Raw genomic sequence first — 14,964 nt, forward strand, 5'->3', positions numbered from 1 at the left:
GTTCGCATGAATGCCGGGGCCCTGGCAGATCGATTGTGGCGCAGCGGCGCGCCCGTTCTGCGCAACGGGAAAACCCGATGTGATTCCGTGCCATATAAAAACTACACTGATCATCAGCATACTCTTTATATACATGAATGGCCCGCGATGCAGAGTTGCCGAGGCCCCACGCAGACAGGAGACACATGAGCACAAGCAATCCTTCCCGTTCGCTGCCCGTCCTGGTGGCCGGCGGCGGCATCGGCGGCGTGGCTGCGGCCCTCGCGCTGGCGCGCCAGGGCTTAGCCGTCAAGGTGCTGGAGCAGGCCCCGCAACTGGGGGAGATCGGCGCCGGCATCCAGCTGGGTCCGAATGCCTTTGCCGCCTTCGACGCGCTGGGCATGGGCGAGCTGGCAAACGGCCGGGCCGTCCATACCGACGAGATGGTCATGCACGATGCGCTGGACGAACGCCTGATCGGCCGCATCCCCACGGGCACGGCCTTTCGCGAACGCTTCGGCAATCCCTATGCGGTGATCCACCGGGCCGACATCCACACTTCGCTGCTCGAAAGCGCCCGCGCCCATGGGGCGATAGAGACGCTGACGGGCACGCGCATCGAGTCCGTGCAGCAGGAGGGCGACACCGTCACCGTGCGCGACCAGCATGGCCGCCTCCATGTAGGCCAGGCGCTGATCGGCGCCGATGGCGTGAAGTCCGTGGTGCGCCAGCAGTACGTGGGCGATGCGGCGCGCGTCTCCGGCCATGTGGTGTACCGCGCCGTGGTGCAGAAGAACGACTTCCCCGAGGACCTGCGCTGGAATGCCGCCAGCATCTGGGTCGGCCCCAACTACCACCTGGTGCACTACCCGCTGCGCGGCGGCGAGCAATACAACGTGGTCGTCACATTCCACAGCCGTGAGCAGGAGGAATGGGGCGTGCGCGAAGGCAGCCGCGAAGAGGTGCAAAGCTACTACGGCGACTGCTGCCCGCGCGCGCGCCAGCTCATCGACCTGCCCAACAGCTGGAAGCGCTGGGCCACGGCCGACCGCGAGCCCACGGGCCGCTGGAGCTTTGGCCGCGCCACGCTGCTGGGCGATGCGGCCCACCCCACCCTGCAGTACATCGCCCAGGGCGCCTGCATGGCGCTGGAAGACGCGGTGACGCTGGGCGAGGCGCTCAAGCGCTGCGGCAACGACTGGCCACGGGCACTGCAGCTGTACGAGCGCTCGCGCATTGCGCGCACGGCGCGCGTGGTGCTGTCCGCCCGCGAGATGGGCCGCATCTTCCACGCCAGCGGCGTGGAGCGCCTGGTGCGCAACGACCTCTGGAAGGGCCGCACGCCCGAGCGTTTCTACGACGCCATGGAATGGCTGTACGGCTGGAAGGCCGAAAACTGCCTCGCCGAAGACTGAACACAAGGAGACCGCCATGCAAGAACTTGGCCGCCTGGAAGACCTGCCCCAGGACTACCGCGACGAACTCACGCGCAACAACCTGGTGCCGCTGTGGCCCAGCCTGCGCAACGTGATGCCGCCGCACACGCCGCGCCCGCGCACCCAGCCCGTCGCCTGGCCCTACCAGAGCATCCGCCCGCTGCTGATGCAGGCCGGCGAGCTGACGCCCATCGAAAAGGCCGAGCGTCGCGTGCTGGTGCTGGCCAACCCCGGCCATGGCCTGGAGAAGATGCAGGCCAGCGCCTCCATCTACCTGGGCATGCAGTTGCTGCTGCCCGGCGAGTGGGCACCCTCGCACCGCCACACGCCCAACGCCGTGCGCATGGTGGTGGAGGGGCAAGGCGCCTGGAGCACGGTCGATGGCGAGAAATGCCCCATGGAGCGCGGCGATCTCATCCTCACGCCCACGGGCCTGTGGCACGAGCATGGCCACGACGGTGACGAGCCCGTGGTCTGGCTTGATGTGCTGGACCTGCCCCTGGCCTACTACCTGGAAGTCACCTACCACGTGGACGGCCCGCGCCAGCCCGCCCTGCCCGGCCGTGGCGACCGTGCCTATGCGCGCGGCGGCCTGGCCCCCACGCAGGTGTTCGCGCGCAGCGCCAAGGCCTACCCCATGCTGCGCTACCCGTGGAAGGATGCGCGCGCCGCGCTGCTGGAACTGGCCGCCGACCGGCCGGACCTGGACTGCCTTCAGCTCACCTATACCAACCCCGAGACCGGGGCCGACTGCGAAAACATCCTGGGCTTTTACGCGCTGATGCTGCGCCCGGGCCAGGCGCTGCAGCTACCCGCCCGCTCGCCGGCCTGCGTGATCCATGTGATCGAGGGCGGCGCCAGCGTGGCCGCCGTGGACCGCCATTTCGACCTGGCCACGGCCGACACCTGCTGCGTGCCCGGCTGGGCGCCCGCCACGCTGCACAACACCAGCGCCAGAGAGCCTGCCTTCCTCTTCCTGGCCGACGAGGCCCCGCTGCACCGCAAGCTCGGGCTGTACGAAGTCCGGTCCTGAACCCGTTTTCTCTTTGCCATCCATTGCCAGCACCATGACCGATCCCCAATACCTCTGGACCCCTCCTCCCGTCCATTCCCTGCCCGTGCGCGGCAGCACGCAGCGCCTGCCCGTGAACCGCCTGTTCTTCGTGGGCCGCAACTACCACGCCCATGCCGTCGAAATGGGCCGGCCCGTGGACAAGAGCGTGGAGCGCCCGTTCTACTTCACCAAGGCGCCGTCCACGCTGACCGAATCGGGGGCCACCGTGGCCTACCCGCCCGAGACGAACAACTACCACTTCGAGATGGAACTGGTGGTGGCCATCGGCAAGGCGGGCTTTCGCATTGCGTCGGACCAGGCCCATGAGCACATCTACGGCTACGCCTGCGGCCTGGACATGACGCGCCGCGACCTGCAACTGGTGGCGCGCGACAAGGGCCGGCCCTGGGACCTGGGCAAGGATGTGGAGCAATCCTCCGTCGCCAGCGAGATCGTGCCCATGCCGGGCCAGGTGATCGAATCCGGCGCCATTGCGCTGGCCCTCAATGGCGAGACTAAGCAGCAATCCGACGTGGACAAGCTGATCTGGAACATCCGCGAAATCATTGCCGACCTCTCGCTGTTCTATCACCTGCAGCCCGGCGACCTGATCTACACGGGCACGCCCGAAGGCGTGGGCGCCGTGCTGCCGGGCGACCGCATCACGGGCCATGTGCAGGGCGTGGGCGAGATCGCGCTGACCGTGGGCCAGCCCGAATAGGACCAGGGAGACCACCGCCATGAAGCTCTACGGCTTTTTCCGCAGCGGCACCTCGCACCGCCTGCGCATCGCGCTCAACCTCAAGGGCCTGAGCACTGACCATTTCCCTGTGGACCTGAGCGTGGATGAACAGGCCCAGGCGCCGTTCAAGCGGATCAACCCGCAAGGCCTGGTGCCGGCGCTGACGCTGGACGATGGCCGCACGCTGATCCAGTCGCCCGCCATCATCGAATGGCTGGAAGAACGCCACCCCGAGCCGCCGCTGCTGCCCGCCAATCCCGAGGACCGCGCCCGCGTGCGCGCGCTGGCGGCCATCGTCGGCTGCGACGTGCATCCCATCAACAACCGCCGCATCCTGCAGACCCTGCGCCGCCAGTTCGGTGCGGACGAAGCCGCCATCAACACCTGGTGCGCCACCTGGATTGCCGACGGCTTTGACGCCATCGAGGCCCTGCTCGCGCAGGACACGCAGCGCGGCGACTTCTGCTTCGGCCACGCGCCCACGCTGGCCGACGTCTACCTGGTGCCCCAGATCGAAAGCGCACGCCGCTTTGGCGTGGACCTGGCCCGCTGGCCGCTGATCAGCGCCGTGGACCGCGCCTGCGCCGCCCTGCCCGCCTTTGCACGGGCCGCGCCCTCGGCCCAGCCCGAGGCAGGCTGAACGCCACCTGAACCTCGCCTGACCCCCGCCGCGCCTTTGCCGGCAGCCCACCCCGCCCCGAGTCCTCGCCAGAAGGACCGGGGCATTGCAAGCAGTGAAAAAAGCAGATCCAACAGGAGACAGACTGTGAAAGCATCCCCATCCAACCGCCTCGGCACCACCCCTCCCACCGCCAGGCCCTGGCCGGCGCCGCCCTGCTGATGGCCTCCATCGCCCCGCTGCATTGCGCCTGGGCACAGGGTGGATCCAGCGGCTCCAACAGCGCCGCCAGCTTCCCCGCCCGCCCCGTCACCGTGATCACGGCCTTTGCCGTGGGCAGCGGCCCTGACGCCGTGCTGCGCATCGTGGGCGAAAAGCTTTCCGCCCGCTGGAAGCAGGGCGTGACCGTGGACAACCGCCCGGGCGGCGGCGGCTTTGTCGCCATCGAGGCCGCACGCCGCGCCAAGCCCGACGGCTACACGCTGCTGCAGCTCGACAGCGAGCATGTCTCTGCCCTGCCCTACCTCTACAAGCAGCGCAACTTCCATCCGCTGCAGCATTTCGACCCGGTGGCGCCGCTGTTCCTCACGCCCTTCTTCGTGGCCGTGCCCACGAACTCGCCCTGGAAGGGCATGGGCGAGCTGATCAAGGCGGCCAAGTCGGAGCCTGGCAAGGTCAGCTACGGCTCCTGGGGCGTGGGCAGCCCCGGCCATCTGGGCGGTGAATGGCTGGACTTTTTGACGGGCAGCAAAATGACCCATGTGCCCTATCGCGAGGTCAGCCAGCTCTACACCTCGCTGGCCAACGGAGACCCGGCCTGGAGCTTTGCCAGCATTCCCTCCAGCCAGGGCATCTACAAGTCCGGCAGGATCCGCTATCTGGCCGTGGCCGCGCCCCGGCGCATCCCCCAGATGCCCGACGTGCCCACGGTGGCCGAGTCCGGCGGGCCCGCCGAACTGATCGTGAACTCCTTCGTCTCCCTGCTGGCCCCCAAAGGCGTGGACGCCGCCCTGCGCGACAGGATCCACGCCGATGTGGTCGCCGTGCTGCAGGACCCGCAGGTGCGCGAGAAGTTCGCCACCTTCGCCTTCCAGCCCATCACCTGGGACGTTCCGGAGATGGTGAAATTCGCCGGGACCAAGGCCGAGCAGTACAGGTTGCTGATCCAGAAGGCCGACATCAGCCTGGACTGATCTCCGGCCCGCGAAGGGATCTCAGCCCCGGGAACGTGGATTCGCGAACCCCGCCACCTGCTCATAGTTGCGCGCGATGGCGCGCAGCTCCTCCTGGCTGATCAGTTCGTCGATGTGGCCGAAGGGCTGGCCGCCGCTGAGTTCGTCGGCCTTCATGATGATGAAGTCGGGCGGCGTGGAGCGGTTGGTCAGCACCACCTGGCTGGTGGCGGGCAGGCGCTCGGCCTCGTAGGCGGCCAGCAGCGCCAGCGGATCGCCATCGGGATGGGCCGCCAGCAGGTCGGCCAGCACGCGCGCATCGCGCATGGCCTGGGCCGAGCCATTGGATCCACGCGGGTACATGGGGTGGGCCGCATCGCCCAGCAGGGTCACGCGGCCGAAGCTCCACTGGGCCACGGGGTCCTTGTCCACCATGGGGTACTCGAAGATGGTCTCGGCCGAGCGGATCAGGGCAGGCACGTCCAGCCAGTCGAAGTTCCAGCCGCCAAAAACCTCCAGCACATCCTCCATGCGGCCAGCGCGGTTCCAGTCGTTCATGCGCATCTGCGGGTCGCGGATCTCGGCCACCCAGTTGATGAGCTGGGTGCCCTGCCCGTCGATATCGTCCTCGATCGGGTAGATCACCATCTTGCCGGTGTCCACCGAGCCGATGCGCAGATAGCTCTTGCCCGTCAGGATGGGCTTGAAGCGCGAGACACCGCGCCAGGTATTGATGCCGCCAAAGGCCAGTTGCTCCTGCGGATAGAACTGGCGGCGCACGGCCGAGTTGACGCCGTCGCAGGCGACGACGACATCGGCCGTGGCCGGTGGCGGCACATGGCCGTGCTCATCCGGCGCGAAATGCACGGTGGCGCCATGGGCCGACTGCTCCACGCGCACGCAGCGGTGGCCGGTGTGCACGGCCCCCGCACCCAGGCGCTGCTGCGCGGCCTCGTGGAGCACACGGTGCAGACGGCCCCGGTGGATGCCCAGTTCGGGCAGCTCATAGCCGGCGTGGCGGCCGCGAGGCTCGCGGTACACGAACTGGCCGAAGCGGTTGAAGAACACGCTCTCCAGGTTCTCGATGGCCTGGGCCTCCAGCTGCGGCTGCAGGCCCAGGTCGCTCAGCTCGCGCATGGCATGTGGCAGCAGGGTGATGCCGGCGCCGATCTCGCGGACCTCGGGCACGGCCTCGAAGACCTCGCAGGCCACGTCCCTCTGGTGCAGGGCCAGGGCCAGGCTCAAGCCCCCGATGCCCCCACCCACGATCGCTACTTTCATCCGCTGCCACTCCTTGTTTTCTCTGCCGGGTGCCCACGGCGCCCGGCCCTGCAACCCGCCTACTCGGCGGTGATCCCCCGCGCCTTGACCAGATCGGCCCAGCGCCGGGCGTCCTTGTGCACCAGGGCCTTGAACTCGGCCGGCGTGCTGCCGGCCGGATCCATGCCCTGGGGCGTGAATGCCTGGCGGACCTCATCCGATGCCAGGATCGCGCGGATCTCGCGATTGAGCGCATCGACCTGGTCCGCAGGCATGCCGGCCGGCGCGAACACGCCGTACCACATATCCACATTCACATCGCCTGCCCTGGCCTCCTTCAGGGTGGGCACATCGGGCAGCAGCGGATGGCGCTGGTGGCTGCCTATGCCCAGGGCGCGCAGCTTGCCGGCCTTCACATGGACCAGGGCCACATGGATGGGCAGGAACATGCAATCCACCTGGCCGCCCAGAAGATCGGTCAGTGCCGGCCCCGTTCCCCGATAGGGGATATGGGTGATGGACACGCCCGCCGTGCTCTTGAACAGCTCCATGGCCATGTGATGCGGTGTCCCCACGCCCGGCGACGCATAGTTCATCCGCCCTGGCGCCGATCTCGCCGCCTTCACGAGTTCGGCCGCCGTCTGGTGGGGCGATGCCGCCGGTGCCACCAGAATCAGTTGGCCCCAGCTGGTCAGCGCCACGGGCTCGAGGTCTGTCAGCGGATTGAATGGCAATTTGGGATATAGCGATGCATTCATCACCAGGGTATTCACTGTCACCAGCAGCGTCTGGCCATTGGCGGGCGAGCGAACGACCGCCTCGGTGCCGATATTTCCCGAGGCACCGGGCTTGTTTTCCACCACGACCGGCCGGCCCTGGCGCCTGGCCAGCAGCGGCCCAATCGTGCGTGCGATGGTGTCGATGCCGGTGCCCGGCGTGAATGGCACAATCAATTTCAATGGAGCCGCTTCGGTACTGGCGAAGGCTCCCGCCCCCTGGAGCGTCAAAGCCCCCAATCCCGCTGATTTCAAGAATTGCCGTCTGCCAACAAAATCAAGCATGTAGACCTCTTTTGTAGTTAGCATGCAAACGCATGGTAATCATGCACCAAAATGGGCACAATCGGTAGAAATCGAAAAAATACCAGACACTTCTGCAAGAATACTAGACGCATATGGAAACGACGACGCCTGTCCCACTGCCGCTATATCAGCGCCCCGGCTTTCTGCTGCGCCGCGCCCACCAGATCTCCGTGGGCATTTTCGAAGAGCAATGCCGCCCGCTGGGATTGACGCCACCGCAGTACGGCGCTCTCGTGCTCATCGATGCGTCGCCGGGCTCGGACCAGAGCTCGCTGGCCCGCGCCATGGGTTTCGACAAGGTGACGACGCTGCGCCTGGTTCGCGGACTGGAGGAGCGTGAATACGTGCACCGCGCGCTGAGCACGCGCGACCGACGCCAGCACCAGCTGACGCTGACGGACAAGGGCCGCGCACTGCTGCAAGCCAGTGCCCCGCTGGTGAACCAGGCCTACCAGCGGCTGGTCTCTCCGCTGGAAGACGGCGAACTCCAGGAGTTGCTGCGCCTGCTGTCCAAGCTGGAATCCGGCCTGGGCGCCAGTGCACGCGTGAAGCTCGAACCCCTGCACCGGCCCGCCGCGCCGGCCTTGCACGCGGCCCATCCCGCTCCCCTGCCGGCCACCGGCACGGATTGAGCCGGGACCCGTTCACCGACCCGTTTCAACGGCATGGCCGGCTGATGCAGCCGGCCTTTTTTTCAACCTGTCTGTGCAAATTTGCACATGGATACTGCACCAATTCCCATTGTTTGTGGAAAAGCGCACAGCTACGATGCAGCGAACGCCCGGTGCAAGGTATGCCGGGCCCCGGCTCCGCGGCTTGCGGGGCTGCCATCACCGCAACAGGAGACAAGTCATGAACGCATCCACATCCGCCAAGGTTTTGGCGCCCACGGTCAAGCTGTTGATCAACGGCCAGTTGGTCGAGTCCCGGAGCACCCAATGGCGCGATGTGGTCAACCCCGCCACGCAGGAAGTGCTGGCGCGCGTGCCCTTTGCCACGCCCGATGAGGTCAATGCCGCCGTCGCCAACGCCAAGGAGGCCTTCAAGACCTGGCGCAAGACCCCCATCGGCCAGCGCGCCCGCATCTTCCTGAAGCTGCAGCAGCTGATCCGCGAGAACATGAAGGAGCTGGCCGCCATTCTGACGGCCGAACAGGGCAAGACGCTGCCCGATGCCGAAGGCGACGTCTTCCGCGGCCTGGAAGTGGTGGAGCATGCGGCCAACATCGGCTCGCTGCAGCTGGGCGAGCTGGCCAACAACGTGGCCAACGGCGTGGACACCTATTCCGTGCTGCAGCCCCTGGGCGTGTGCGCGGGCATCACCCCCTTCAACTTCCCGGCCATGATTCCGCTGTGGATGTTCCCCATGGCCATTGCCACGGGCAACACCTTCGTGCTCAAGCCCTCCGAGCAAGACCCCATGGTCACCATGCGCCTGTGTGAACTGGCGCTGGAAGCCGGTATTCCGCCCGGCGTGCTGAACGTGGTGCACGGGGGCGAGGACGTGGTCAACGCCATCTGCGATCACCCCGACATCAAGGCCATCAGCTTCGTGGGCTCCACCAAGGTCGGCACCCATGTCTACAACCGCGCCAGCCTGGCCGGCAAGCGTGTGCAATGCATGATGGGCGCCAAGAACCACGCCATCGTCATGCCCGACGCCAACAAGGAGCAAACGCTCAACGCCCTGCTGGGTGCGGCCTTCGGTGCGGCAGGCCAGCGCTGCATGGCGCTGTCGGTGGCCGTGCTGGTGGGCGATGCGCAAAAGTGGATTCCCGAGCTGGTCGAAAAGTCCAAGACCCTCAAGGTCAGCGGCGGCACCGAGCCCGGCACCGACGTGGGCCCGCTGGTGTCCTGCGCGGCGCTGTCGCGTGTGGAAAGCCTGATCGAACGCGGCCTGGCCGACGGCGCCAAGCTGGAGCTGGACGGCCGCAAGCCCCAGGTGGCGGGCTACGACAAGGGCAACTTCGTCGGCCCCACCGTGTTCAGCGGTGTCAAGCCCGGCATGAGCGTCTATGACCAGGAAATCTTCGGCCCCGTGCTCTGCCTGGCGGCTGCCGACAGCCTGGACGAGGCCATCGAGTTCATCAACGCCAACCCCAACGGCAACGGCACGGCCATCTTCACGCAGTCGGGCGCCGCGGCGCGCAAGTTCCAGGAAGACATCGACGTGGGCCAGGTCGGCATCAACGTGCCGATTCCCGTGCCGGTTCCGCTGTTCTCCTTCACGGGCAGCCGCGCCTCCAAGCTGGGCGACCTGGGCCCCTACGGCAAGCAGGTCGTGCTGTTCTACACGCAGACCAAGACCGTCACGGCGCGCTGGTTCGACGACAGCACCACCAGCCAGGGCGTGAACACCACCATCAGCCTGCGCTGATGGCGGCGGCCTTGCCGGGGACAGGCCCGGGCTCTGGGATGATGGAGGGCATGCGTTTTCCAATGACCGCCCCCATCTCCCGCTGCCTGGCCTGCCTCGCCCTGGCCACCCTGCCCTTCACGGTTCACGCGCAGGCCGGTGCCGCCTGCGACCCGGCCTCCGACGCCGCAGCCAGCCGCAACGCCTGCGCGGTCCAGGCCTTCCAGGAGGCCGATACCACGCTCAACATCCGCTATCTGGAGGTCATGCAGCAACTGCCCCAGGGCAAGCGCACAGGCCTGCGCCATGACCAGAACGGCTGGATCAAGGGCCGCACGGCGCGCTGCAAGGCCGCCACCCGCGACAGCGAGACCCGGCCCGAAGGCCCGCGCCTGTACCACGAATGCCTCGTGGCCGCCACGCAGGAACGCATGCAGGCGCTGGAGCGCTGGCTGCGGGACTGAGCACCGCACGAATCGACGAGCCCCCCCCCAGAACAACAAGGGCCACAGCGCCCAACGCAGGAGACAAGCCAGCCATGGACTTCGAACTCAACGACGACCAGCGTGCCTTTGCCGAATCGGCCCGCGCCTTTGCCCAGGCCGAACTCGCCCCCCATGCCGCGCACTGGGACCGCGAATCCATCTTCCCGCGCGAGGCCATCGCCAAGGCGGGCGAACTGGGCTTTTGCGGCCTGTACGCGCCCGAGAACGCCGGCGGCCTGCAGCTGCCGCGCCTGGATGCCACCATGGTCTTCGAGGAGCTGGCCGCCGTCGACCCCTCGACCACCGCCTTCATCACCATCCACAACATGGCCACCTGGATGCTGGGCACCTGGGCCACCGACACCGTGCGCGCCGAATGGGGCGAAGCCCTGACCAGCGGCCGCAAGCTGGCCAGCTACTGCCTGACCGAACCCGGCGCGGGCTCTGACGCCGCCTCGCTCAAGACCCGGGCCGAACTGGCGGGCCATGAGTACGTGATCAACGGCGCCAAGGCCTTCATCAGCGGCGCGGGCAGCACCGACATGCTGGTGCTGATGGCCAGAACGGGCGACGCAGGCTCGGGCGCCAGCGGCATCTCGGCCTTTGCCGTGCCGGCCGACCTGCCCGGCATCAGCTACGGCAAGAAAGAAGAAAAAATGGGCTGGAACAGCCAGCCCACGCGCGTCATCAGCTTCGACAACGTGCGCATCCCCGCGCAGAACCTGCTGGGCCGCGAGGGCGAAGGCTTCAAGATCGCCATGAAGGGCCTGGACGGCGGGCGCATCAACATCGCCACCTGCTCGGTGGGCGCGGCCCAGGGCGCGCTGACCCAGGCCCAGCAGTACATGCAGGAGCGCAAGCAGTTCGGCAAGCCCATCGCCAGCTTCCAGGCCCTGCAATTCAAGCTGGCGGACATGGTCACCGAACTCGTGGCCGCGCGCCAGATGGTGCGTCTGGCCGCCTCCAAGCTCGATGCCGGCGCGCGCGATGCCTCCACCTACTGCGCCATGGCCAAGCGCTTTGCCACCGACGCCGGCTTCATGGTCTGCAACGAGGCCCTGCAGCTGCACGGCGGCTACGGCTACATCCGCGAATACCCGCTGGAGCGCCTGATGCGCGATGCCCGCGTGCACCAGATCCTGGAAGGCACGAACGAAATCATGCGCGTCATCATCGCCCGGCGCATGCTGGAAGGCGATGCGCCCGACATGATCCGCTGAGCGACACCACACTGCCATGCCCGCACGCCCGCTGTCCGACACCACGCTGCACCTCATAGACGCCGTGCGCGAAGCCCTGGCCGGCTGCGACGACGTGCAGGAAAAGCGCATGTTCGGCTGCCATGTCTTCATGGTCAACGGCAAGCTGTGCCTGGGCGTGGAAGACGACGAACTGCTGGTGCGCCTGCCTCCCGCGCAGCACGCGGCCATCGCCGAGACCCCCGGCCTGCGCCCGCTCTCGTCCAAGGGCCAGATGGACGGCTACTTCCTCGTCGGCCCCGCCGCCTACGCCACGCGCGAGCAATGGCAGCACTGGATCACCGAGGCCCTGGCCTTCAACCCCCAGGCCAAGGCCACGCCGCCCAGAAAAGGCAAGGCCAGGGCCATGGAGGCGGCGCCAGCAGACACCAAGGTCCCCTGCGCCCCAAAGGGCCGCGCACGCAAGCATCCCATCTTCGGCGACGAATAGCCCTTTTTGCAGGAGAGCCCCCATGCCCATCCGCATCGTCCAGCTCGGCAGCCCGCGCCATGCGGATGAAGGCCTGCGCATAGGCACCGTGCGCCGCCCTCCGCGCGGCGTACCCAAGGCCGAATTCGCCAGCCGCGACTACTACGACGTCTGGTATCCGGAGCTGTCACCCCAGCCCGACACCATGCAAGGCGCGCTCGAATCGCACCGGCTGCAGGACCACGGCCAGCAGGCCGAGGCAGACAAGCTCTGGCAGCAATTCGTGCGCAAATTCCGCAAGGAAATGGCCGAGCCCGCCGCCAGCCGCACCCTGGACCTGCTGGCCGCCCTCTCCCAGCACAGCGCCTTCGCCATCGGCTGCTACTGCGAACAGGAGGCGCGCTGCCACCGCGGCATCCTGCGCTCCCTGCTCAAGGAACGCGGCGCAGACATTGCCAATGGCGACATGAACACTGGCGACACGAACACTGGCGACATCAATGGCACCGGCGACACCGGCCACTGAGACACACGACAAGCTTCACAACACAGGAGACAAGCACATGCAGATCGCATTCATCGGACTCGGCAACATGGGCGGCCCCATGGCCATCAACCTGCACAAGGCAGGCCACACGGTCAAGGCCTTCGACCTCTCCAAGGACGCCTGCGCCAAGGTCGCTGCAGACGGCGTGGCCATTGCCGCCAGCGCCGAAGACGCCGTGCAGGGCGCCGAAGCCGTGGTTTCCATGCTCCCCGCCAGCCAGCATGTGGAAGGCCTCTTCCTCGGCCGTGACGGCGCAGCCGGCCTGCTGCAGCACATTGCCAAGGGCGCGCTCATCATCGACAGCTCCACCATCGCCGCCGCCACCAGCCAAAAGGTCGCCAAGGCTGCCCAGGCCGCAGGCATTGCCTTCATCGACGCACCCGTCTCCGGCGGCACGGGCGGCGCCATTGCAGGCACCCTCACCTTCATGGTGGGCGGCAGCGATGCCGACCTGGAGCGCGCCCGCCCCCTGCTCGAAAAAATGGGCGCCAACATCTTCCACGCCGGCGCCGTGGGCGCGGGCCAGACCGCCAAGATCTGCAACAACATGCTGCTGGGCATCCTCATGATCGGCACCAGCGAAGCCATCGCTCTGGGCGTGGCCAACGGCCTGGACCCCAAGATCCTCAGCGAAATCATGCGCCGCAGCTCGGGCGGCAACTGGGCCCTGGAAAAATACAACCCCTTCCCCGGCGTCCACGAAAACGCCCCCGCCTCCAAAAATTACGCCGGCGGCTTCGGCACCGACCTCATGCTCAAGGACCTGGGCCTGGCCCAGGAAAACGCCATGGCCGTCAAGGCCTCCACGCCGCTGGGCGGCATGGCACGCGCCTTGTACGCCATGCACTCCATCGCAGGCAATGGCGCATTGGACTTCTCCAGCGTCATCCGCTCGCTGCAGAAAAACGGCTGACTGGCCTGCTGACCCTCCCCGACCCATCTTCCGCTCCCGTATGCCCGCGCCTGCGTCGTGGCGGTTGCGGGGTTGCAAGCCTGCCGAAGGACAGGCTTGCTTCGTGATCTGACTTGCCGCAGTTGTCTGAGCGGAGTTCACGCAGTGAACGCAGCGAGTTCTGCGGCAAACCCCGCAACCGTCACGACGCAGGTTGCCCGTAGCGAAGCGGAGGGACGCGGGCATTCGGGTCGTCTTTCTTTGGCCTACGTTTCTTTGACGAATCAAAGAAAGGTAGGTCGGCTGCCGGGCCGAGACCCGGCCTCGAAAAACAACCACCCGGCAGGGTCAAAAACAAGAAACCCCGACCGGGGTTTTCTCTCTTCAGCGGCACAGAAGCCCTACGTAAGCTGCCACCGCCACCATCCACCATTCCACAGAACACTCGCCAGCGACCATGACCACTACACCCCCCACCTTCGCCCCCATGCCCACAGCAGAAGGCTACTTCGGCCCCTACGGCGGCCAACTCGTCCCCCCGCACCTCAAGCAGGCCATGGACGACATCAACACCGCCTACGCCGAAATCACGAAACGCGAAGACTTCCAGCAGGAACTGGCCCAACTCTTCGCCGACTACGTGGGCCGCCCCAGCCCCGTCTTCCACGCCCGGCGCCTCTCGGCCCAGCTCGGCGGCGCGCAGATCCACCTCAAGCGCGAAGACCTCAACCACACGGGCGCCCACAAGATCAACCACTGCCTGGGCGAGGCCCTGCTGGCCAAGTTCATGGGCAAGAAAAAGGTCATCGCCGAAACCGGCGCCGGCCAGCACGGCGTGGCCCTGGCCACGGCCTGCGCCCTGGTGGGCATTCCCTGCGAGATCCACATGGGCCAGGTGGACATCGAGAAGGAACACCCCAACGTCACCAAGATGCGCATCCTGGGCTGCAAGCTCGTGCCCGTCACGCGCGGCGCGGCCACGCTCAAGGAGGCCGTGGACAGCGCCTTCGAGGAATACCTCACCAACCCCACCGACTACATCTACGCCATCGGCTCCGTGGTCGGCCCCCACCCGTTCCCGATGATGGTGCGCGACTTCCAGAGCATCATCGGCCGCGAGGCGCGCGAGCAATTCCAGGCCAAACACGGCAAGCTGCCCGACCACGTGGCCGCCTGCGTGGGTGGCGGCAGCAATGCCATCGGCGTGTTCACGGCCTTCCTGGGCGATGCCGGGGTCAAGCTCGTCGGCGTGGAGCCCTCGGGCGAAGGCACGGACAAGCCCGGCCGCCATGCGGCCACCCTCAGCATGGGCAAGCCCGGTGAAATCCACGGCATGAAGTGCTACGTGCTGGAAAACGCAGACGGCACGCCGGCTGCCGTGCACAGCATTGCCTCGGGCCTGGACTATCCGGGCGTGGGCCCGCAGCACAGCTACCTCAAGGACCTGGGCCGCGTGCAGTACGAGGCCGTCAGCGACAAGGAATGCCTGGACGCCTTCATGCAGCTCTCACGCGTGGAAGGCATCATCCCCGCGCTGGAAAGCGCCCACGCCGTGGCCTGGGCCATGCGCGTGGCGCCCGGCCTGCCCAAGGACCAGCACATCCTCATCAACCTCTCGGGCCGGGGCGACAAGGACGCCGACTACGTGGCCAAGGTATTGGGCCTCTGAACGC

Annotated in this window: 15 protein-coding genes; 13 read left to right on the forward strand and 2 right to left on the reverse strand. The window is 67.1% G+C overall.

From position 1 onward, the window contains the following. Positions 1-185 precede the first annotated feature (185 nt). The 5 genes from L1Z78_RS14575 (at position 186) to L1Z78_RS14595 (ending at position 5,023) form a co-directional block, all read left to right on the forward strand. Positions 186-1,394 (forward strand): 3-hydroxybenzoate 6-monooxygenase, encoded by a 1,209-nt coding sequence (locus tag L1Z78_RS14575; protein ID WP_234637121.1) that lies wholly within the window; start codon positions 186-188, stop codon positions 1,392-1,394. Positions 1,395-1,410: 16 nt separating this feature from the next. After that, on the forward strand, positions 1,411-2,448 hold the full coding sequence (locus L1Z78_RS14580; protein WP_234637122.1) for a cupin domain-containing protein: 1,038 nt from the start codon (positions 1,411-1,413) through the stop codon (positions 2,446-2,448). Between the two features lie 34 nt (positions 2,449-2,482). Then, positions 2,483-3,190, forward strand: coding sequence for a fumarylacetoacetate hydrolase family protein (locus L1Z78_RS14585; RefSeq protein ID WP_234637123.1), 708 nt, complete (start codon positions 2,483-2,485; stop codon positions 3,188-3,190). 19 nt (positions 3,191-3,209) lie between these two features. Next, the gene (gene maiA, locus L1Z78_RS14590) at positions 3,210-3,851 is read left to right on the forward strand and encodes a maleylacetoacetate isomerase (RefSeq protein WP_234637124.1); all 642 of its coding nucleotides are present in this window, start codon (positions 3,210-3,212) and stop codon (positions 3,849-3,851) included. A 200-nt stretch (positions 3,852-4,051) separates the two neighbouring features. Continuing rightward, on the forward strand, positions 4,052-5,023 hold the full coding sequence (locus L1Z78_RS14595; protein ID WP_234637125.1) for a Bug family tripartite tricarboxylate transporter substrate binding protein: 972 nt from the start codon (positions 4,052-4,054) through the stop codon (positions 5,021-5,023). Between the two features lie 21 nt (positions 5,024-5,044). On the opposite strand, the gene L1Z78_RS14600 is transcribed toward L1Z78_RS14595, so the two are convergent. Both L1Z78_RS14600 and L1Z78_RS14605 read right to left on the reverse strand, forming a co-directional pair. Further along, positions 5,045-6,283 carry a flavin-dependent oxidoreductase gene (locus tag L1Z78_RS14600; RefSeq protein ID WP_234637126.1) on the reverse strand — a complete coding sequence of 413 codons (1,239 nt, stop codon included), beginning with the start codon at positions 6,281-6,283 and terminating at the stop codon, positions 5,045-5,047. A gap of 59 nt (positions 6,284-6,342) precedes the next feature. Next, entirely contained in the window at positions 6,343-7,323 is a 981-nt protein-coding gene (locus L1Z78_RS14605; RefSeq protein WP_234637127.1) for a tripartite tricarboxylate transporter substrate binding protein, read from the reverse strand. A 113-nt stretch (positions 7,324-7,436) separates the two neighbouring features. Here L1Z78_RS14605 and L1Z78_RS14610 point away from each other — a divergent pair, with 113 nt between their 5' ends. From L1Z78_RS14610 to trpB, 8 genes are all read left to right on the forward strand, one after another. Continuing rightward, positions 7,437-7,976, forward strand: coding sequence for a MarR family winged helix-turn-helix transcriptional regulator (locus tag L1Z78_RS14610; protein WP_234637128.1), 540 nt, complete (start codon positions 7,437-7,439; stop codon positions 7,974-7,976). Positions 7,977-8,196: 220 nt separating this feature from the next. After that, positions 8,197-9,720, forward strand: coding sequence for a CoA-acylating methylmalonate-semialdehyde dehydrogenase (locus L1Z78_RS14615; RefSeq protein WP_234637129.1), 1,524 nt, complete (start codon positions 8,197-8,199; stop codon positions 9,718-9,720). Positions 9,721-9,770: 50 nt separating this feature from the next. Beyond that, on the forward strand, positions 9,771-10,163 hold the full coding sequence (locus L1Z78_RS14620; RefSeq protein WP_326491945.1) for a lysozyme inhibitor LprI family protein: 393 nt from the start codon (positions 9,771-9,773) through the stop codon (positions 10,161-10,163). A gap of 74 nt (positions 10,164-10,237) precedes the next feature. Further along, positions 10,238-11,404 carry an acyl-CoA dehydrogenase family protein gene (locus tag L1Z78_RS14625; RefSeq protein WP_234637131.1) on the forward strand — a complete coding sequence of 389 codons (1,167 nt, stop codon included), beginning with the start codon at positions 10,238-10,240 and terminating at the stop codon, positions 11,402-11,404. A gap of 16 nt (positions 11,405-11,420) precedes the next feature. After that, positions 11,421-11,873, forward strand: coding sequence for a TfoX/Sxy family protein (locus L1Z78_RS14630; RefSeq protein WP_234637132.1), 453 nt, complete (start codon positions 11,421-11,423; stop codon positions 11,871-11,873). Positions 11,874-11,895: 22 nt separating this feature from the next. Continuing rightward, complete coding sequence (locus L1Z78_RS14635; RefSeq protein ID WP_234637133.1) at positions 11,896-12,378, forward strand: DUF488 domain-containing protein; 483 nt, start codon at positions 11,896-11,898, stop codon at positions 12,376-12,378. 37 nt (positions 12,379-12,415) lie between these two features. Continuing rightward, positions 12,416-13,312, forward strand: coding sequence for a 3-hydroxyisobutyrate dehydrogenase (gene mmsB / locus L1Z78_RS14640; protein WP_234637134.1), 897 nt, complete (start codon positions 12,416-12,418; stop codon positions 13,310-13,312). A 436-nt stretch (positions 13,313-13,748) separates the two neighbouring features. Continuing rightward, complete coding sequence (gene trpB / locus L1Z78_RS14645) at positions 13,749-14,960, forward strand: tryptophan synthase subunit beta (RefSeq protein WP_234637135.1); 1,212 nt, start codon at positions 13,749-13,751, stop codon at positions 14,958-14,960. Positions 14,961-14,964: the final 4 nt, after the last annotated feature.

Source organism: Delftia tsuruhatensis (assembly GCF_903815225.1).
In the GTDB taxonomy this organism is placed as follows: domain Bacteria; phylum Pseudomonadota; class Gammaproteobacteria; order Burkholderiales; family Burkholderiaceae_C; genus Comamonas; species Comamonas tsuruhatensis_A.

Excerpts from the sequence above, each read along its gene's own strand:
- L1Z78_RS14580 (WP_234637122.1), top strand. The coding sequence starts at position 1,411 with ATGCAAGAACTTGGCCGCCTGGAAGACCTGCCCCAGGACTACCGCGAC.
- L1Z78_RS14595 (WP_234637125.1), top strand. The coding sequence starts at position 4,052 with ATGGCCTCCATCGCCCCGCTGCATTGCGCCTGGGCACAGGGTGGATCC.
- L1Z78_RS14620 (WP_326491945.1), top strand. The coding sequence starts at position 9,771 with ATGCGTTTTCCAATGACCGCCCCCATCTCCCGCTGCCTGGCCTGCCTC.
- L1Z78_RS14610 (WP_234637128.1), top strand. The coding sequence starts at position 7,437 with ATGGAAACGACGACGCCTGTCCCACTGCCGCTATATCAGCGCCCCGGC.
- L1Z78_RS14625 (WP_234637131.1), top strand. The coding sequence starts at position 10,238 with ATGGACTTCGAACTCAACGACGACCAGCGTGCCTTTGCCGAATCGGCC.
- L1Z78_RS14635 (WP_234637133.1), top strand. The coding sequence starts at position 11,896 with ATGCCCATCCGCATCGTCCAGCTCGGCAGCCCGCGCCATGCGGATGAA.
- L1Z78_RS14600 (WP_234637126.1), bottom strand. The coding sequence starts at position 6,283 with ATGAAAGTAGCGATCGTGGGTGGGGGCATCGGGGGCTTGAGCCTGGCC.
- L1Z78_RS14630 (WP_234637132.1), top strand. The coding sequence starts at position 11,421 with ATGCCCGCACGCCCGCTGTCCGACACCACGCTGCACCTCATAGACGCC.
- trpB (WP_234637135.1), top strand. The coding sequence starts at position 13,749 with ATGACCACTACACCCCCCACCTTCGCCCCCATGCCCACAGCAGAAGGC.
- L1Z78_RS14585 (WP_234637123.1), top strand. The coding sequence starts at position 2,483 with ATGACCGATCCCCAATACCTCTGGACCCCTCCTCCCGTCCATTCCCTG.
- L1Z78_RS14605 (WP_234637127.1), bottom strand. The coding sequence starts at position 7,323 with ATGCTTGATTTTGTTGGCAGACGGCAATTCTTGAAATCAGCGGGATTG.
- maiA (WP_234637124.1), top strand. The coding sequence starts at position 3,210 with ATGAAGCTCTACGGCTTTTTCCGCAGCGGCACCTCGCACCGCCTGCGC.
- L1Z78_RS14575 (WP_234637121.1), top strand. The coding sequence starts at position 186 with ATGAGCACAAGCAATCCTTCCCGTTCGCTGCCCGTCCTGGTGGCCGGC.
- L1Z78_RS14615 (WP_234637129.1), top strand. The coding sequence starts at position 8,197 with ATGAACGCATCCACATCCGCCAAGGTTTTGGCGCCCACGGTCAAGCTG.
- mmsB (WP_234637134.1), top strand. The coding sequence starts at position 12,416 with ATGCAGATCGCATTCATCGGACTCGGCAACATGGGCGGCCCCATGGCC.